General features: G+C 69.6%; 17 protein-coding genes. 11 read left to right on the top strand and 6 right to left on the bottom strand.

Annotated features, from left to right (window positions below):
- The first annotated feature begins 110 nt into the window (after positions 1–110).
- Complete coding sequence (gene glmM, locus Q4V64_RS31380; protein ID WP_124439886.1) at positions 111–1,469, top strand: phosphoglucosamine mutase; 1,359 nt, start codon at positions 111–113, stop codon at positions 1,467–1,469.
- A gap of 107 nt (positions 1,470–1,576) precedes the next feature.
- On the opposite strand, the gene Q4V64_RS31385 is transcribed toward glmM, so the two are convergent.
- Together Q4V64_RS31385 and coaA are read right to left on the bottom strand one after the other, a co-directional pair.
- A complete protein-coding gene (locus Q4V64_RS31385) occupies positions 1,577–2,512 on the bottom strand; it encodes a DUF389 domain-containing protein (RefSeq protein WP_124439885.1) in 936 nt (311 codons plus the stop codon).
- Positions 2,513–2,528: 16 nt separating this feature from the next.
- The gene (gene coaA / locus Q4V64_RS31390) at positions 2,529–3,518 is read right to left on the bottom strand and encodes a type I pantothenate kinase (RefSeq protein WP_124439884.1); all 990 of its coding nucleotides are present in this window, start codon (positions 3,516–3,518) and stop codon (positions 2,529–2,531) included.
- Positions 3,519–3,699: 181 nt separating this feature from the next.
- On the opposite strand from coaA, the gene Q4V64_RS31395 reads away from it, so the two are divergent.
- Together Q4V64_RS31395 and Q4V64_RS31400 are read left to right on the top strand one after the other, a co-directional pair.
- Positions 3,700–4,710, top strand: a complete 1,011-nt coding sequence (locus Q4V64_RS31395; protein WP_124439883.1) for an ATP-binding cassette domain-containing protein — start codon at positions 3,700–3,702, stop codon at positions 4,708–4,710.
- Positions 4,707–5,522, top strand: coding sequence for an ABC transporter permease (locus Q4V64_RS31400; RefSeq protein WP_124439882.1), 816 nt, complete (start codon positions 4,707–4,709; stop codon positions 5,520–5,522). Before Q4V64_RS31395 ends, Q4V64_RS31400 begins: the two co-directional genes overlap by 4 nt.
- A gap of 79 nt (positions 5,523–5,601) precedes the next feature.
- Here Q4V64_RS31400 and Q4V64_RS31405 read toward each other — a convergent pair whose 3' ends face one another.
- Positions 5,602–6,261, bottom strand: coding sequence for a hypothetical protein (locus Q4V64_RS31405; RefSeq protein ID WP_124439881.1), 660 nt, complete (start codon positions 6,259–6,261; stop codon positions 5,602–5,604).
- A gap of 145 nt (positions 6,262–6,406) precedes the next feature.
- Here Q4V64_RS31405 and glmS point away from each other — a divergent pair, with 145 nt between their 5' ends.
- A complete protein-coding gene (glmS, locus tag Q4V64_RS31410; RefSeq protein ID WP_124439880.1) occupies positions 6,407–8,254 on the top strand; it encodes a glutamine--fructose-6-phosphate transaminase (isomerizing) in 1,848 nt (615 codons plus the stop codon).
- Here the strand turns inward: glmS and Q4V64_RS31415 are convergent.
- Both Q4V64_RS31415 and Q4V64_RS31420 read right to left on the bottom strand, forming a co-directional pair.
- Positions 8,215–8,427, bottom strand: coding sequence for a DUF397 domain-containing protein (locus Q4V64_RS31415; RefSeq protein ID WP_124439879.1), 213 nt, complete (start codon positions 8,425–8,427; stop codon positions 8,215–8,217). The genes glmS and Q4V64_RS31415 overlap by 40 nt on opposite strands.
- A gap of 8 nt (positions 8,428–8,435) precedes the next feature.
- Complete coding sequence (locus tag Q4V64_RS31420) at positions 8,436–9,272, bottom strand: helix-turn-helix transcriptional regulator (protein ID WP_124439878.1); 837 nt, start codon at positions 9,270–9,272, stop codon at positions 8,436–8,438.
- A 224-nt stretch (positions 9,273–9,496) separates the two neighbouring features.
- Here Q4V64_RS31420 and Q4V64_RS31425 point away from each other — a divergent pair, with 224 nt between their 5' ends.
- The 4 genes from Q4V64_RS31425 to Q4V64_RS31440 all read left to right on the top strand — a co-directional run bounded on the left by Q4V64_RS31425 (position 9,497) and on the right by Q4V64_RS31440 (position 11,742).
- The gene (locus Q4V64_RS31425) at positions 9,497–9,907 is read left to right on the top strand and encodes an ATP-binding protein (protein ID WP_124439877.1); all 411 of its coding nucleotides are present in this window, start codon (positions 9,497–9,499) and stop codon (positions 9,905–9,907) included.
- Between the two features lie 80 nt (positions 9,908–9,987).
- Positions 9,988–10,908, top strand: coding sequence for a hypothetical protein (locus tag Q4V64_RS31430; RefSeq protein WP_253266931.1), 921 nt, complete (start codon positions 9,988–9,990; stop codon positions 10,906–10,908).
- Between the two features lie 3 nt (positions 10,909–10,911).
- Positions 10,912–11,361 (top strand): hypothetical protein, encoded by a 450-nt coding sequence (locus Q4V64_RS31435; protein WP_124439876.1) that lies wholly within the window; start codon positions 10,912–10,914, stop codon positions 11,359–11,361.
- Between the two features lie 9 nt (positions 11,362–11,370).
- Positions 11,371–11,742, top strand: coding sequence for a holo-ACP synthase (locus tag Q4V64_RS31440; protein WP_124439875.1), 372 nt, complete (start codon positions 11,371–11,373; stop codon positions 11,740–11,742).
- A 68-nt stretch (positions 11,743–11,810) separates the two neighbouring features.
- Here Q4V64_RS31440 and Q4V64_RS31445 read toward each other — a convergent pair whose 3' ends face one another.
- Complete coding sequence (locus tag Q4V64_RS31445; protein ID WP_253266930.1) at positions 11,811–13,001, bottom strand: hypothetical protein; 1,191 nt, start codon at positions 12,999–13,001, stop codon at positions 11,811–11,813.
- A 197-nt stretch (positions 13,002–13,198) separates the two neighbouring features.
- Here Q4V64_RS31445 and Q4V64_RS31450 point away from each other — a divergent pair, with 197 nt between their 5' ends.
- From Q4V64_RS31450 to alr, 3 genes are all read left to right on the top strand, one after another.
- On the top strand, positions 13,199–14,629 hold the full coding sequence (locus Q4V64_RS31450) for an NAD(P)H-hydrate dehydratase (protein WP_124439873.1): 1,431 nt from the start codon (positions 13,199–13,201) through the stop codon (positions 14,627–14,629).
- 150 nt (positions 14,630–14,779) lie between these two features.
- Entirely contained in the window at positions 14,780–15,715 is a 936-nt protein-coding gene (locus Q4V64_RS31455; RefSeq protein WP_124439872.1) for a L,D-transpeptidase family protein, read from the top strand.
- Positions 15,716–15,759: 44 nt separating this feature from the next.
- Positions 15,760–16,917 carry an alanine racemase gene (gene alr / locus Q4V64_RS31460; RefSeq protein WP_124439871.1) on the top strand — a complete coding sequence of 386 codons (1,158 nt, stop codon included), beginning with the start codon at positions 15,760–15,762 and terminating at the stop codon, positions 16,915–16,917.
- Positions 16,918–16,937 lie beyond the last annotated feature (20 nt).

Raw genomic sequence — 16,937 nt, forward strand, 5'->3', positions numbered from 1 at the left:
AATGCATGGGTTGCATGGATTGCATGGCATGCCTGGGACGCGGGAGCCGCCCGGAGCGCCACGAGCGCACCGGCACCGCGTCCAGAACTGACGCTTCCTCAGGAGGACAAGTGGGACGACTCTTCGGCACGGACGGCGTGCGCGGTGTCGCCAACGCGGATCTGACGGCCGAGATGGCGCTCGGCCTCTCCGTCGCCGCGGCGCACGTACTGGCCGAGGCGGGCACCTTCGAGGGGCACCGGCCGACCGCGGTGGTCGGGCGGGACCCGCGTGCGTCCGGGGAGTTCCTGGAGGCCGCGGTGGTCGCGGGCCTCGCCAGCGCGGGCGTGGACGTCCTGCGCGTGGGTGTGCTGCCGACGCCGGCGGTGGCGTACCTGACGGCCGAGCTGGGCGCCGACCTCGGTGTCATGCTCTCCGCCAGCCACAACGCCATGCCCGACAACGGCATCAAGTTCCTCGCCCGCGGCGGCCACAAGCTCGACGACGAGCTGGAGGAGCGTATCGAGGCCGTCTACGAGGAGCACCGCACCGGTGCGCCGTGGGACCGGCCGACGGGTGCGGGTGTCGGGCGGGTGCGGGCGTACGAGGAGGGCTTCGAGCGCTACGTCACCCATCTCGTCGGTGTGCTGCCGAACCGGCTCGACGGGCTGAAGATCGTGTTGGACGAGGCGCACGGCGCGGCTTCCCTGGTCTCGCCGGAGGCCTTCTCGCGGGCCGGTGCCGAGGTCGTCACGATCGGGGCCGAGCCGGACGGGCTCAACATCAACGACGGCTGCGGGTCCACGCACCTGGGCCTGCTGAAGGCTGCGGTCGTCGAGCACGGGGCCGACTTCGGCGTCGCGCACGACGGGGACGCGGACCGGTGCCTGGCCGTGGACCACACCGGTGAGGAAGTCGACGGCGACCAGATCATGGCCGTCCTCGCGCTGGCGATGCGGGAGCGCTCCGCTCTGCGGGCCGAGACCGTGGTGGCGACCGTCATGTCCAACCTCGGCTTCAAGCTCGCCATGGAGCGAGAAGGGCTGAAGCTCGTCCAGACGGCGGTCGGGGACCGGTATGTGCTGGAGGAGATGAAGGAACACGGGTACGCGCTCGGGGGCGAGCAGTCCGGGCACGTGATCATTCTTGATCATGCGACGACTGGGGACGGCACGCTGACCGGGCTGTTGCTGGCTGCTCGTGTCGCGGAGAGTGGGCGGTCCCTGCGGGAGCTGGCGGGTGTGATGCAGCGGCTGCCTCAGGTGCTGATCAATGTGCCTGATGTGGATCGCTCGCGGGTCGGTACGTCTGCTGAACTTGCGGCGGCTGTGGCTGATGCGGAGGCTGAGTTGGGGGAGACGGGGCGGGTGCTGTTGCGGCCGTCCGGGACCGAGCCGTTGGTTCGGGTGATGGTTGAGGCGGCTGATATTGATCAGGCTCGGTCTGTGGCTGGGCGGTTGGCTGATGCGGTGAAGTCTGCGTTGGGGTAGGTGCCGGGTTCGGGACGGAGGTTCTGTGGTTTGCGGGCTGCGGGAGCGTTGTGGCTTGTCGCGCAGTTCCCCGCGCCCCTAAAAGGGGCGTTGCTGGACCCGGCGTTTTAAAGAGCTGACCGTTTCCGCTGGCTGGACCAGAGCCACTTCTGGAGCATCAGGGTGAGGGTGCCCGCCAGGATGATGCCCAGCAGGTTCAGCAGGAGCTGCTCCGTCGAGCGTACGGTCTGGTTGGTGTCGCCGTAGATCAGGGCCACCGCCGCGTTGGCGGCGGCCGGGACGGTCGTCACGGAGATGGCGACGCCGACCAGGGCGCCGGACTTGGCGGACGTCAGGGAGAGCATGCCGGCGGCACCGGCGAGTACCGCCACGACGAAGGAGAACCAGTCCGGGGCGTAGATGAACTCGGTGTTGGGCCGAGTGGCCTCCAGCTGTTCCTCGGTGAACAGGCCGACGGCGTCCATGAAGAGGCTGAAGCCCACCGTCACCGCGATCGCCACCGCGAAGCCCACCAGCAGCGCGGTCAGTGACCGCAGCGCCAGGCGCGGGGCGCGCTGTACGACCGCTGTGCAGATGCCCGCGAGAGGCCCGAACTCCGGGCCCACCGCCATCGCGCCCACGATCAGGATCGCGTTGTCCAGGACCACACCGCAGGCCGCGATCATCGTGGCGAGCGTGATGAACGCTATGTACGTGATGGAGAGGGTCGACTCCTCGTGGGTCGCGTCGGTCAGGTGTTCCCACAGGACCGCGTCCGCGCCCTCGCCGGGGGCCTCCGCCTCGGCCTCGTCGGCGCGCTTGGACAGCGAGAGGTCGATGTTCTCGACGGCGATGGAGCCGGTGCTGTCGAGGTCCAGTTCCTGGAGTCCGGTGAGGAGTTCGTCGCCGGCCTCGCGCGCGACGTCACACATCACCACGTCCCCGGCGGGGTTGCGGGCGGCACCCGGCAGCATGACCAGGTGCGTGGTGCCGACCGTGTTCTCGATCAGGCGAACCACGTCGGCGGTCTTGTCGGCCGGGGTGATCAGGCGCAGGTGCAGCATGGCGGCAGACTAACGGTCACAACTTGCGCAGGCTCAGGCGCTGCACCTTGTGGTCGGCGCCCTTGCGGAGGATGAGGGTGGCGCGGCCGCGGGTGGGGGCGATGTTCTCCACCAGGTTGGGCCGGTTGATGGTGCGCCACAGTGTGCGGGCGTAGTCGAGGGCTTCCTCTTCGGACACCTGCGTGTACTTGCGGAAGTACGAGGACGGGTTCTGGAAGGCGGTCGCGCGCAGTTTGCGGAAGCGGCTGAGGTACCAGCGCTCGATGTCCTCGGCGCTCGCGTCGACGTACACGCTGAAGTCGAAGTAGTCGGCGAGGCCGACGCGGGTGCGGCCGTCCTTGCCGGGGAGCGCGGGCTGGAGCACGTTCAGGCCCTCGACGATCAGGATGTCGGGGCGGCGGACCGTGAGCTTCTGGCCGGGGACGATGTCGTAGATGAGGTGGGAGTAGACGGGGGCCGTCACCTCGTCCTTGCCGGCCTTGATGTCGGCGACGAAGCGGGTGAGCGCGCGGCGGTCGTAGGACTCGGGGAAACCTTTCCGCGACATCAGTCCGCGGGCCTGAAGCTCCTTGGTGGGGAGCAGGAAGCCGTCGGTCGTCACCAGTTCGACGCGCGGGTGTTCGGGCCAGCGGGAGAGCAGCGCCTGGAGGAGGCGGGCCACCGTGGACTTTCCTACGGCGACCGAGCCGGCGACGCCGATGACGAACGGGGTGCCGGACTGGGAGCCCTGTTCGCCGAGGAAGGTGTTCAGGGCGCCTCTGAGTCCGTCCGTGGCGCCGATGTACAGGTTGAGGAGCCGGGACAGCGGGAGGTAGATGTCCCGCACCTCGTCGAGGTCGATGACATCGCCGAGGCCGCGCAGCTTCTCGAGCTCCTCGGCGGTGAGCGGCAGCGGCGTCTTGTCGCGCAGCGCGCTCCACTCGGCTCGGGTGAGGTCGACGAAGGGAGTCGCCTCCGGCTTGGGCCGGTGGGCGCTCCGGGGTATCGAGGAGACCGGAGAGATCACAGTCCATTGTTAACGCCGTTTGAACGGGATGGTGGGTGGGGTCCGTCACGCCGGGTTGGTGGGGATCAACCGTCTGCTTTCGGGAGAAAACCGGGCAACACGGGGAATGTCAGTGCCGTGCGTCACAGTTGTGGGAGAGGTGGGCCCAGGCCGGGGTCCATCAACGCCGAGGGGGTGACCCATGACGTATGCGATCGAGGCGGAAGGCCTGGTCAAGCGGTTCAAGGACACCGAGGCGCTGGCAGGGGTCGACCTGGCGGCCCGTAGGGGCTCGGTGCTCGGGCTGCTGGGGCCCAACGGCGCGGGGAAGACGACCGCGGTGCGGATCTTCGCGACGCTGCTCCGGCCCGACGCCGGCAGAGCCCGCGTGGCCGGACACGATGTGGTCCGGGAGGCCGGGGTCGTACGCGCCATGGTCGGGCTGACCGGGCAGTACGCGGCGGTGGACGAGAACCTGACCGGCACGGAGAACCTGCTGCTCATCGGCCGGTTGCTCGGTCTGCCGAGGAGGGAGGCCAGGGCGCGGGCGGCCGAGCTGCTGGAGCGTTTTCAGCTGACGGACGCGGCCGGGCGGGCCGTGAAGACCTTCTCGGGCGGCATGCGCAGGCGTCTGGACCTCGCGGCCAGCCTGGTGGGCCGGCCCACCATCCTCTTCCTCGACGAGCCGACCACCGGCCTCGATCCGCACAGCCGCGGTGAGCTGTGGGACATGCTGCGAGGCCTGGTCGCGGACGGTGCGACCGCCCTGCTGACCACGCAGTATCTGAACGAGGCCGATGTGCTCGCCGATGACATCGTGGTGATCGACAAGGGCCGGGTGATCGCCGAGGGCACCCCGGACCAGCTGAAGTCCCAGGTCGGCGGGCAGGTGCTGCAGCTGCGGCCGGTAATGGGGCAGGACCTCGCGCGGGCGCACACGCTGGTGGCGGGGGCCGCCGGTGCTCAGGCCCGGATCGAGGGCGAGACGGTCACCGCCCCGGTGAAGGACCCCGAGCTGATGCCGGCCGTCGTGCGGGCGCTCGACCGCGAGGGGATCGCGGTGGGCGAGCTCGCCCTGCGCCGTTCCTCGCTCGACGAGGTCTTCCTCGCCCTGACCGGCCACCGCGCCGAGCCCGGCGCGCCCGAGGGCAACGGCGGCGCGGCCGTCCGGAATGACGACAGTGAGCTTCAGAAGGCGGTGAGCCGGCCATGACCGCCAGCGCCACGACCATCACGGCCCCGATCACCAAGTCGGGCCGCGTGCGGCCGCTCGACGGGCTGCGGCAGACCTTCACGATGGCCTGGCGGAGCCTGGTCGCGGTCAAGCACAACCCGCTGGAGCTGGTCGACTACAGCATCACGCCCATCATGTTCGTGTTCCTCTTCACGTACGTGCTGGGCGGGCAGATGGCCGGATCGCCCGAGGCGTACCTGAAGTACGCGTTGCCCGGGATCATCGTGCAGAACACCCTGTTCATGACGATGTACACGGCCATGGCGCTCAACACCGACCTCACCAAGGGCGTCTTCGACCGGCTGCGCAGCCTGCCGATAGCCCGCTCCGCCCCGCTCATCGGCCGGATCACCGCGGACCTCGCCAAGCACGTCTGGGCGATGCTGCTGATGATCGGCCTCGGCATGCTGCTCGGCTTCCGGATCACCGGGGGACTGGACGGCTTCCTGCTCGGGACGGTGCTGGTGGTTGTGTTCGCGGCGGCGGTGTCGTGGGGCGCGGTGCTGATCGGGATGCTGGCGGGGGACGCGGAGAAGGTGCAGGCGTTCGCGTTCACCCTCATCTTCCCGATCACCTTCACCAGCAGCGCGTTCGTCAGGGTGGAGACCATGCCGGGGTGGCTGCAGGCGTGGAGCGACGTCAACCCGGTGACTCATCTGTCCGACGCGTTCCGGGGGCTGCTGCTGGGTGGGCCGGTGGCGGAGCCGGTGTTGTGGTCGTTGGCGTGGGCGGCTGGGATAGCGCTGGTGTTCTGTCCGTTGGCTATGCGGGCTTATCGGGCGAAGACCTGAGGGAGACCTCTGCGCGTACTGCCGCGGTGCCTCACTGGGAGCCCTGTGGGTGGGGTCCGTCGCGTGGGGTTGGTCAGAGTCACCGGCGGGGAGTCCTGCCGGGGGCCGTGGAGTAGAACGCCAGGATGATCCCGAGGCCGCCCGCGACCCAGCCGACGACCGCGGGGATCCGGCCGAGGACGACCGCCTCCCTGTGCTGGTCGGCGTACCCGGAGGTGGCGGCCTCGTCGCCCAGGGCCCGCCCTTCGAACTCCACGGTGTCGTCTTCCTCGCCCGCGGGGAGCGGGCCGCGCAGGCCGGACTCGTCGAAGTCGTCGCGCCAGACGTGGACCGTGCCCTGTTGCGTACGGTCGTCGGATCCGAGCGCCTCCCAGAAGCCGTGGCACTCGCCGGCGCCCATCTTGCAGGTCCAGCGCTTCGGCACGCTGATGGTCCTCGGCTCGCCGTACTTCCAGATGTACTCCCCTTCACCACGCTCGAAGTGCCCCATGAGGGCCAAGGTCGCCACGATCAGCAGGGCGGCCGCGTGGAAGAGGGCGAGGCGCGGTGCCCCGCGCAGCTCTATGACCTCGGCGTTGGCGGAGAAGAACAGCCCCGGGATCAGGAGCGTGGCGGCACCGCCGATCACCACGGCGAGCAGGACCATGCCTTCCAGCTGGGTGTCGGGCTCCTGGAGGAGTTGCCACGCCGTCACCCCGGCGGCCAGCCAGAGCAGCGTGACAACCAGTCCCTTGCGCATCCGGACAGTCAATCAGTTCCAGGCGTCGGGCCGGTCGGTTCCAGTGGTCCCCAGGTGTAACGGGGGGCGTGCATGCGGTGGGAATTTCCGATTCCGGGCACGCGGGAGCCTTTTCGGGCGGGAGTTGGATCGTAGGCTGCCGCTCATGTGCGGAATCGTGGGATACGTGGGGTCTCAGTCGGCGCTAGAGGTCGTCATGGCCGGGCTGAAGCGGCTGGAGTACCGGGGATACGACTCGGCGGGCGTCGCCGTGCAGGCGGACAGCGGGCTGGCGGCGGCGAAGAAGGCCGGGAAACTGGTCAACCTGGAGAAGGAGCTGGTCGAACGGCCGCTGCCGACCGGGACGACGGGGATCGGGCACACGCGGTGGGCCACGCACGGTGGGCCGACGGACGCCAATGCCCACCCGCATCTCGACAACGTCGGCCGGGTGGCCGTCGTACACAACGGGATCATCGAGAACTTCGCCGCGCTGCGGGCCGAGTTGGAGGAGCGGGGGCACGAGCTGGTTTCTGAGACGGATACCGAGGTCGTGTCGCATCTGCTCGCCGAGGAGTTCTCCTCCTGCGCGGACCTGGCGGAGGCCATGCGGCTGGTGTGCCGACGGCTCGAAGGCGCGTTCACGCTGGTCGCGGTGCACGCGGACGAGCCTGACGTGGTCGTGGGGGCGCGGCGGAACTCGCCGCTGGTGGTGGGCGTTGGAGAGGGCGAGGCCTTTCTCGCCTCGGACGTCGCCGCGTTCATCGCCCACACGCGGTCGGCGATCGAGCTGGGTCAGGACCAGGTGGTGGAGCTGCGCCGGGACGGCGTGACGGTGACGGGCTTCGACGGCCGTCCGGCGGACGTCCACTCGTACCACATCGACTGGGACGCGTCGGCTGCGGAAAAGGGGGGCTATGACTACTTCATGCTCAAGGAGATCGCCGAGCAGCCCAAGGCGGTCGCCGATACGTTGCTGGGGCGCATCGACGCGTCCGGTTCGCTGACGCTGGACGAGGTGCGGATCCCTCCGGGGGTGCTGCGGGAGGTCGACAAGGTCGTCATCGTCGCGTGCGGTACGGCCTTTCACGCCGGTTTGATCGCCAAGTACGCGATCGAGCACTGGACGCGGATTCCGTGCGAGGTGGAGCTGGCGAGCGAGTTCCGGTACCGGGATCCGATTCTCGACCAGCAGACCCTGGTGATCGCCATCTCCCAGTCCGGCGAGACCATGGACACGCTGATGGCGCTACGGCATGCCCGTGAGCAGGGCTCCAAGGTGCTGGCGATCTGCAACACGAACGGATCGACGATTCCGCGCGAGTCGGACGCTGTCCTGTACACGCACGCCGGGCCGGAGGTGGCTGTCGCCTCGACGAAGGCGTTCCTGACGCAGCTGGTGGCCTGTTATCTGGTCGCCCTGTATCTGGGGCAGGTGCGGGGCACCAAGTGGGGCGACGAGATCGGCGCCGTCGTTCGGGACCTGTCGCAGATCTCGGGTGAGGTCGAGCGGGTGCTGGAGACGATGGAGCCGGTGCGGGCGTTGGCCCGCTCGCTCGCCTCGAAGAACACGGTTCTGTTCCTGGGGCGGCATGTGGGGTATCCGGTGGCACTCGAGGGTGCGCTGAAGCTCAAGGAGCTGGCGTATATGCACGCCGAGGGCTTCGCGGCGGGTGAGCTGAAGCACGGGCCGATCGCGTTGATCGAGGAGGATCTGCCGGTGGTGGTGGTCGTGCCGTCGCCGCGCGGGCGGTCCGTGTTGCACGACAAGATCGTGTCCAACATCCAGGAGATCCGGGCTCGGGGTGCGCGGACGATCGTGATCGCGGAGGAGGGGGACGAGGCGGTGGTGCCGTATGCGGATCACCTGATTCGGCTTCCGGTGACTCCGACCTTGCTTCAGCCGCTGGTGGCGACGGTGCCGTTGCAGGTGTTCGCGTGTGAGTTGGCCACGGCTCGGGGGAATGAGGTGGATCAGCCTCGGAACCTTGCCAAGTCGGTGACGGTGGAGTGAGGGGCCTTCAGGGCTTCGAGGAAGGTGGTGAAGGCTCCGGGCGGGAAGGTGAGGGTGCGGTCGGTCGGGGCCTTTGAGTCGCGGATGGATATGTGCGTAGCCGAGTTAGCGATCTCTACGCAGTCGTTGCCGTCGTCGGGGCCTGAGTAGGACGACTTCCGCCAGTTGTCCATGCGGTGCCTCACAGATCCTTCGTCATCTGCTGGATGAAGTCACGTGACTGTTCTGGGGTCAGTGACACAGCTTCCACCTTACGGAAGCGCGTTCGAAAGGCACCGAGTTGTGCTTCGGAATCGATGAAGGCCGAGCCGTGCGGCACGTCGCGTACCACCGTGTCCAGCTTGGGTACTGGGCCGCCCACGTACCTCATGGTGCTGGCGGCACTGGCGAAGCCGTCCAGGTCGAAGGGGATGACGCGCACGGTGATGTTCTCCGCTTCGGAGAGCTCCAGGAGCTTGGTCAGTTGAGCCCGGGAGGCGGCGCGGTCACGGACCCTGATGCGTAGGGCCGACTCGTGGATCACCGACTCGTACGGGATGGCGATCTGCTGTCGCCTCATCCGGTGGCGGATGCGCAACTCAAGTTCTTCATGGGCGAGTTCGGGCACCCTGGCGGAGAAGACCGCGTGGGCGTAGTCCTCCGTCTGCAGCAGGCCTGGTACGTACAGGATTGCCACCTCGTTCAGGAACGTGGCGTGGTGTTCCAGTTCGGCGAGGTCCAGGAATGACGTGGGCAACACGCCCCGGTAGTCCTCCCACCAACCCCGTGTCCGGTCAGTGGCCATAGCGATCAGGGCGTTGATGAACTCCTGGTCCATGCATGCGTAGTGGGCTGCAAGGCGGCGCAGCCGCTGCTCGCTCACGCCTGTCAGGCCGGATTCGATGTGGCTGATCTGGACGCGACCCACCCCCAGCAGCGCTGCTGCTTGTGTGGCGGTAAGTCCTGCGGCCTCACGAAGTCTGCGAAGTTCGGTCGCCAGGCGCATTTGACGTGCGGTGGGTTCGCGCCTCAGGACCATCACTTGCTCCTTGGTTCAACACGCTTGCTGATGCTGCTCGTTCGGGGTCAGATTACGCGACCGGCTTGCTCGGGATGACAGGTTAGCCCTACCGTCGGTGACGCGACGCACACGCTGCGGATTGCCGGGGCACCGGAAGCGCACCGCCCCGTCCTGCCATGACGGCTGCGGCAATGACACCGCCGGCCAACCGCAACTCCCCCTCATCCGAACGGAGTTCACGCATGTCCGAAAACGAGCCCTGGGAGTACACGCTGTACATCCCTAACGACGTCCGAGCCGTCACCGTCAGTCGCCGCACCCTCCGCCTGATCCTCACCATGCACGGCCTCATCGGCCTCGTGGACACTGCCGAGCTCCTCGCCGCTGAGCTGGTCTCCAATGCCGTACGGCACACCAAGGGCCCCGCTGCCCTGCGGGTGCGCTGGTCGGCGACCGTGCTGCGGATCGGGGCGTGGGACGCCGACCCCGAACCGCCGGAACCGCCACAGTCGTTCGATCAGGCCGCCGATCTGGAGGAGGGGCGGGGGCTCGCGCTGGTGAGGGCGTGCGCCGATGTGTGGGGGTGGCAGCCGCTGACGAGAGACGGCAATCGGGGCAAATACGTGTGGTGCGAGTTGACCTCGGCGGCGTGAACGTTTTCTCGCCCCTCGAAAGGGTGAACACATCCCGATTGCCCGGACAACCCGTCCCTTGATCCATCTAGGTTGCGCACATGGTCACATCAGCTCACGAGGGCATGCACCGCATCTTCCAGGAGCGGCCCGAGATCCTCACGCCTGTTTTCGAGGTGCTGAGTGTCGAATCACCCGAGAAAGCGGCGGTGGACGCGATCGTCTCCGATGTGACGGAGGCCAAGCCTCTGGCACGTCACGTCGACACGGTGCTGCGTGTCACCGCCGCCGACGGCGACGCCTTCCTCCTCGCCGTGGAAGCGCAGGAACGGCGGGACCCGAAGAAGGAGTCGAGCTGGCCGTACTACATCGCATATCTCAACTCCAAATACGGCCTGCCCGTACTGCTGCTCGTGGCCTGCCGGGACCGGGCCACCGCCAAGTGGGCCGCCGGCCCGTTCCAGTGCGGGGTCCGTGGCTGGACCGCCCAGCGGACGTATCCCCTGGTCGTGAGTCCGGACAACATCCCGCCGGTCATCGACGAGAGAACGGCCGCCGAGAAACCCGCCATGGCGGCGTTCTCCGCCCTGGTGCACGCCAACAGTCCTGATGTCGACGTCATACTGGATGCGCTGGCCCGCGCCCTCGCGCGGCTGGACCCTGACGTGTCGGACTACATCTACCAGTTCCTGGACGCGGCATTGGGGAATTCCCCTGCCGGAGAAAAGTGGAGGAATCTCGTGTCGTTCGTCAACTACTTCCCCGGCCGGGGCACGGTCATGGAGCGGGCCTACCTCCACGGCAAGGCCGAGGGCAAGGCCAGGGGTGAGGCCAAGGGAATCCTGCGCATGCTGCAATACCGCGGTCTCTCGATCTCTGAGCAGGTTCGCGAACGCATCACCACCTGCACCGACCTCGACCGCCTCGACGACTGGCTCGAAAGGGCCGGCACCGTGAAGCGCGCGGAAGACCTGTTCGACGCGGCTTCGGAGGTTCCCCCGAGCGCTGCTGAACGGGGCTGACCGATGGGCGGTTGTCAGCCGGACGCGGATCGGGACGCGCCGTCGGAGCTCCTCGAGCTCTACCGTTTTACGGCGACGTGCCTTGGGCTGGGCGTCCCTCCGCACAAGGTGGCGGGCGACTTCCGGTTCGGGCTGGAGGACCTCAGACAGCGCGGAGTCATTCCCCTTGAGGACCTGGCCCGGGTGCGCGCCTGCACGGCGGGGGAGGCCGAGGAGCACCCCGCACAATGGGGCGCAGGCTTCGCCGCGGGGTATCGGTCGGCCTGGGCCGCAGCGGTGCTGCGTGTCCTGGACACGCGCGGCGTGGAGTTCTCGAAGGAGTTCCACCGGGGCGTCAACCTGTGCCCCGACGCGGATGTGCTCACCCGTTTCCTGGATCGGGCCGTCACCGCGACACACCAGACCGATCTGGTCACCGGGGAGTCGAGTCCGGGGTCGTCGGACGGGTCGTAGAGTGCCCGGATGAGCATCATCGGTGTCGGTATCGACGTGGCCGAGATCGACCGGTTCGCGGTCTCCCTGGAGCGGACGCCAGCGCTGGTCGATCGGCTGTTCCTGCCAAGCGAGCTGTTGCTGCCCAGCGGTGAGCGCCGGGGCGTCGCCTCGCTCGCCGTTCGGTTCGCTGCCAAGGAGGCCCTGGCAAAGGCCCTCGGCGCCCCGCCGGGGCTGCACTGGACGGACGCCGAGGTGTGCGTCGAGGACAGCGGGCAGCCGCGGTTGCGGGTGAGTGGGACTGTGGCGGCACGGGCGGCTGAACTCGGGGTGCGGTCATGGCATGTGTCGCTGAGTCATGACGCCGGGGTGGCCTCGGCCGTGGTGATCGCGGAGGGGTGAGGTCACCGGCCCGCAGGCCCGCAGGCCCGTCGGCCCACCGGCCTTGGTGGCCCCACCCCGGACGGCCGTCAGCAGATCGACTGGCTGCTGTTCACGCGAGTGATGTTGCGGAACGTCGTGTTCTCGCCGCAGGGGCTCTCCCGTATCGCCGAGTTGGTCACCGTCAGGTTCTGGATGGTGATGTCCTTGTTGTTCGGGAACTCCGAGCGTGCGGCCAGGCGGATCTCGCCGCCGCCGGTGACGGTGCCGCTCTGCGCGGCGAGGTTCACGTTGTAGCAGTTCTCGATCAGGACCGAGTTGTTGCCGGTGTTGGAGATCGTCACCTTGTTGATCGTCGCGCCGCCGCTCTCCGAGACGCAGAACACGCCCCGGCCGCCGCCGCGTGCGATCACTTCGCCGACACGGATGTTGGTCGGATAGCTGCTGCCCACGCGTCCGTTGCGGTTGGCCATGCGGAAGGCCGCGTAGCCGGTGCCCGCGCCCGCGTTGTCCGCGTCGACCTTGGTGATGTTCGCGTTGATGGTCTGGTTCAGCAGCAGGCCGGACTCGCCGACGTTGCGGGCCGTGACCGTGCCGACGGTCAGGCCGTCGACGCCGTACGTCTCGACCGCGTGGCTGGAGGCCCCGGAGACGTACACGTTGTCGATGCGGACGTTCCTCGTCCACTGGCTGGTGTCGCCGCGGTTGTCGATGCGGACGCCGAGGCCGCGGGAGAGGCGCATGTCGAGCTGGCCGAGGACCACGTTCTGGACGTTGCGCATGAAGACGCCGTACAGCGGGGTACCGGTGAGGTTCAGGTGCTGGACCTCGACGTCCCGGGTGCCGCGGGAGTAGACCGGGGCCTGGTCGCCGGAACCGGTGCCGGTGACGTTGATGGTGCCGCAGACGTCGAGGACGGTGTAGCTGGGGAGTGAGATGCGCGAACCGGCGGATATCGAGCCCGAGCCGCGGACTACGACTCGTTCCTTGGCGGTGCGGCCGGAGGTGAGGCTGTTGACGGCGGCCTGGACCGCGGCGCGCATGTCGCCGCCCGTGTAGACGGTGCTGCTGCCGCGGCGGGCGGTCCAGGTGCTGCCGTTGAGGACGGCCTCGGCCTGGTACGAGCCGTCGCCACAGGCGGCGGCCCGGGCCGGCGCGGCCGGGGCGGTGGGGGCGGCGTTGGCCGTCAGGGCGCCCGCGGTGGTGAGGAGGGCGACGGCGGCCGCCGCGGTGGCCATGCGGCGGACGGGTCGGGCGGGGCGAGCGGATCTGAGTCGCATGCGGGTGCGTCCTCTCGTCGAACCGATCTCGTCGAACTGATTTCGTCGAACTGATTTCGTCGAACTGATTCGACTGAATCGATTCATCCTGTGGGGGGCGGTGAGTTTGGCAAAGCGGCGGCAAAGCGTCAATGGGTGGCGCGTCTTTGGTCTTTCGCCATCCCCCGAGAGGAGCGATCTACGGGAGACTCGATCGCATGCGTACTGCGTACAGCGTGGAAACGGTGAGGGCGGCCGAGCGGGAGCTGATGGCACGGCTTCCGGACGGGGCGCTGATGCAACGGGCGGCGGCCGGACTCGCCGCCGCCTGCGCGGACCTGCTGGGGCGGGTGTACGGCAGCCGGGTCGTGCTGCTGGTCGGCAGTGGCGACAACGGCGGCGACGCGTTGTACGCCGGGGCCCGGCTGGCGCGTCGGGGTGCCGGCGTCACGGCGGTGCTGCTCGCGCCCGAGCGGGCGCATGCCGGGGGGCTGGCGGCCTTGCGGCGGGCGGGGGGACGCGCGACAGGGGCGGGTGCCGCCGAGGAGCTGATCCGCCGGGCCGATCTCGTCGTCGACGGGATCGTCGGGATCGGCGGCAAGGGCGGACTGCGGCCGGACGCGGTGCCGTTGGCCGCCGCGGCGGAGCGCTCGCGGGCCGCCGTCGTCGCCGTCGACCTGCCGAGCGGCGTGGACGTCGACACGGGCGAGGTGCACGGGGCGGCCGTACGGGCCGACCTGACCGTCACCTTCGGGACGCACAAGCCGGGGCTGCTGATCGATCCGGCGCGGGAGTACGCCGGGTCGGTGCGGCTCGTCGACATCGGGCTGGAACTGCCCGCCGAACCCGACCTGGAGGCGTTGCAGCACGCCGATGTGGCCCGGCTGCTGCCGGTGCCGGCCGTGGAGAGCGACAAATACCGGCGGGGAGTCGTCGGGGTCGCGGCCGGGTCCGCGCGCTATCCGGGGGCCGCCGTGCTCGCCGTCGCGGGGGCGCTGCGGGGCGGGGCCGGGGCCGTACGGTACGTCGGGCCCGCCGGGGACGCCGTGATCGCGCGCTTCCCCGAGACGCTCGTGTCGGACCAAGGGCCCAAGCGGGCGGGGCGGGTGCAGGCGTGGGTCGTCGGGCCGGGGGCCGGGGAGGACGCGGCGACCGTGGCGGAGGTGCTGGCGGCGGACGTGCCGGTGCTGATCGACGCGGACGGGCTGCGGCTGGCGGAGGTCGGGGCGGTGCGAGGGCGTACGGCGCCGACGTTGATGACTCCGCACGCCGGGGAGGCGGCGGCGTTGCTCGGGGTGGCGCGCGAGGAGGTCGAGGGGGCTCGGCTGGGCGCGGTGCGGGAGTTGGCGGGGCGGTACGGGGCGACCGTGCTGTTGAAGGGGTCGACGACGCTGGTGGCCGATTCCGGGGGCGGGGCGGTGCGGGTGAACGCGACGGGGACCGGCTGGCTGGCTACGGCGGGGAGCGGGGACGTGTTGTCGGGGCTGGCGGGGTCGTTGCTGGCGGCGGGGCTTTCGGCGGTGGACGCGGGGAGTGCGGGCGCGTATCTGCATGGACTGGCCGGGAGGTTCGCGGCGGGTGGGGCGCCGGTGGGGGCGAGTGATGTGGCGGCGGCTGTGGGGAGGGCCTGGCGGGATGTCGTGGCGTGAGGGCGGGGTGGAGGCCCGACTCGGCACCTCGAGAGGTGGGACCACACCCCTGACCGACTCCGCCGACCAAGAATTGACCCCTCGTCAAAACGGGTGACCCCACCGCGCGTCACCCTCTTCGCAGGTCCGCTCGCGCGTTTCTCTGATCGCATGATCAGCAGACGTATCCTCCCCCGATTCGGTCCCCGACTCGCCCCCCGATGCCTCGCCGTCCTCCTCGCCGCGGCCACCGCGTTGCCCACCACGACCGCCTGGGCCTCACCCGTGCCGCCCGCCCCCGCTCCCGCTCCCGCCCCCGCCCCTTCCCCCGAAGCCGAGCTGGTCCCCGGTGTGGCGCCGGGGCCGTATCTGCTCTGGCCGATCGATACGCCCGACCAGCTGCTCGCGCCGAAGGTGTACGTGCCCAGCAAGGCGGAGGACGCGGTCGAGCCGAGGGCCGAGGCGGCAGGGACGTACGCGCTTGTCGAGTTCGTGCCGCTCGGCGACGCCGTCGCGCGCGTGACGTGCAGCAAGCAGACCGGGCCCTATCAGCGGCAGGTCGAGCGGTGGCTGAAGCTCAAGGTCGACGGGAAGCAGTCGGCGGCCGACTGCCGGGCCATCAGGGCGTTCCAGGTGAAGGAGAAGATCAAACCGGCCATCGGGTTCGCCGGGCCCGTCACCTGGGCGACGATGCAGCTCATCTCCGCGAAGAAGAACCCGAACGCGGCGAAGAAGTGCCCGGTGCGTACCCATCGGGTGGCCTGTGTCGATCTCAGCCGGCAGTTGACCTGGGTGCAGAAGGGGGAGAAGGTCGTCTTCGGGCCCGTGCCGATGCGCAGTGGGCGGGCCGAGTATCCGACCCGGGGCGGATTGCACAAGATCTACTGGAAGCACAAGAACCATTGGTCGACGCTGTACAACACGCCCATGCCGTACGCCCAGTTCTTCAGCGGCGGCCAGGCCTTCCACGCCGTCTACGGCAGCATCCACACCACCGTCGGCTCCATGGGCTGCGTCAATCTGCGGCTCGGCGACGCCCGCAAGCTGTGGGGCGTGCTGAAGACGGGCGACCAGGTGTACGTGTGGGGCCGCAGGCCCGGAAAGTAGGCGTCCACGGGCGTGTCCGACGCCTCTGAGACACTGGGGGCGCCATGAATGAGACAGCAACCCCGCGGACTGCGCCCCTGCGTGCCCGTGCCGAGATCGACCTGGCCGCCCTGCGGGCCAACGTGCGGACCCTGCGCGCCCATGCGTCCGGGGCTGCCGTCATGGCCGTGGTGAAGTCCGACGGGTACGGCCACGGAGCGGTGCCGTGCGCCCGCGCGGCGGTCGAGGCGGGGGCGAGCTGGCTGGGTACGGCCACGCCCGAGGAGGCCCTCGCGCTGCGGGCCGCCGGGCTGACCGGACGCATCATGTGCTGGCTGTGGACGCCCGGCGGGCCCTGGCGGCAGACCATCGAGGCCGGTGTCGACGTGGCGGTCAGCGGGATGTGGGCCCTGCGGGAGGTCACCGAGGCCGCCCGTGGCGCCGGTATGCCCGCGCGCGTGCAGCTCAAGGCCGACACCGGGCTCGGGCGGGGCGGCTGCCAGCCGGGCGAGGACTGGGCCGAACTGGTCGGCGCCGCGCTGCGTGCCGAGCGGGAGGGACTGGTCCGGGTCACCGGCCTGTGGTCGCACTTCGCCTGCGCCGACGAGCCCGGGCATCCCTCCATCGACGCCCAGCTCACCCGCTTCCGGGAGATGGTGACGTACGCCGAGGGGCAGGGCGTCCGCCCCGAGGTGCGGCACATCGCCAACTCGCCCGCCACCCTCACCCTTCCCGAGGCCCACTTCGACCTCGTACGGACCGGGATCGCGCTGTACGGCATCTCGCCGAGCCCCGAGATCGGCGGCCCCGCCGACTTCGGACTGCGCCCGGTGATGACGCTGTCGGCGTCCATCGCGCTGGTGAAGCACGTGCCGGGCGGCCACGGCGTGAGTTACGGCCATCACTACGTCACCCCGGGCGAGACCACCCTCGGCCTGGTGCCCGTCGGGTACGCGGACGGCATCCCGCGGCACGCTTCCGGGACCGGCCCGGTGTTGGTCGACGGCAAGTGGCGTACCGTCGCCGGACGGGTCGCGATGGACCAGTTCGTCGTGGACCTGGGGGGCGACGAGCCCGCGCCGGGTGCGGAGGCGGTGCTCTTCGGGCCCGGCGACCGCGGCGAGCCCACCGCCGAGGACTGGGCGCAAGCGGCGGGGACCATCGCGTACGAAATCGTCACCCGGATCGGAACGCGCGTTCCCCGCGTCTATGTGAATGAGTGACAAACACCGGTGAGGGCGGG

Origin of the sequence: Streptomyces sp. NL15-2K (assembly GCF_030551255.1) — a bacterium.
In the GTDB taxonomy this organism is placed as follows: domain Bacteria; phylum Actinomycetota; class Actinomycetes; order Streptomycetales; family Streptomycetaceae; genus Streptomyces.

Bases quoted from the DNA above. Each gene is read 5' to 3' on its own strand.
- Q4V64_RS31400 (WP_124439882.1), top strand. From the start codon at position 4,707: ATGACCGCCAGCGCCACGACCATCACGGCCCCGATCACCAAGTCGGGC.
- Q4V64_RS31425 (WP_124439877.1), top strand. From the start codon at position 9,497: ATGTCCGAAAACGAGCCCTGGGAGTACACGCTGTACATCCCTAACGAC.
- Q4V64_RS31440 (WP_124439875.1), top strand. From the start codon at position 11,371: ATGAGCATCATCGGTGTCGGTATCGACGTGGCCGAGATCGACCGGTTC.
- Q4V64_RS31395 (WP_124439883.1), top strand. From the start codon at position 3,700: ATGACGTATGCGATCGAGGCGGAAGGCCTGGTCAAGCGGTTCAAGGAC.
- Q4V64_RS31420 (WP_124439878.1), bottom strand. From the start codon at position 9,272: ATGGTCCTGAGGCGCGAACCCACCGCACGTCAAATGCGCCTGGCGACC.
- Q4V64_RS31415 (WP_124439879.1), bottom strand. From the start codon at position 8,427: ATGGACAACTGGCGGAAGTCGTCCTACTCAGGCCCCGACGACGGCAAC.
- alr (WP_124439871.1), top strand. From the start codon at position 15,760: ATGAATGAGACAGCAACCCCGCGGACTGCGCCCCTGCGTGCCCGTGCC.
- Q4V64_RS31435 (WP_124439876.1), top strand. From the start codon at position 10,912: ATGGGCGGTTGTCAGCCGGACGCGGATCGGGACGCGCCGTCGGAGCTC.
- Q4V64_RS31450 (WP_124439873.1), top strand. From the start codon at position 13,199: ATGCGTACTGCGTACAGCGTGGAAACGGTGAGGGCGGCCGAGCGGGAG.
- Q4V64_RS31385 (WP_124439885.1), bottom strand. From the start codon at position 2,512: ATGCTGCACCTGCGCCTGATCACCCCGGCCGACAAGACCGCCGACGTG.
- Q4V64_RS31445 (WP_253266930.1), bottom strand. From the start codon at position 13,001: ATGCGACTCAGATCCGCTCGCCCCGCCCGACCCGTCCGCCGCATGGCC.
- glmS (WP_124439880.1), top strand. From the start codon at position 6,407: ATGTGCGGAATCGTGGGATACGTGGGGTCTCAGTCGGCGCTAGAGGTC.
- Q4V64_RS31405 (WP_124439881.1), bottom strand. From the start codon at position 6,261: ATGCGCAAGGGACTGGTTGTCACGCTGCTCTGGCTGGCCGCCGGGGTG.
- Q4V64_RS31430 (WP_253266931.1), top strand. From the start codon at position 9,988: ATGGTCACATCAGCTCACGAGGGCATGCACCGCATCTTCCAGGAGCGG.
- Q4V64_RS31455 (WP_124439872.1), top strand. From the start codon at position 14,780: ATGATCAGCAGACGTATCCTCCCCCGATTCGGTCCCCGACTCGCCCCC.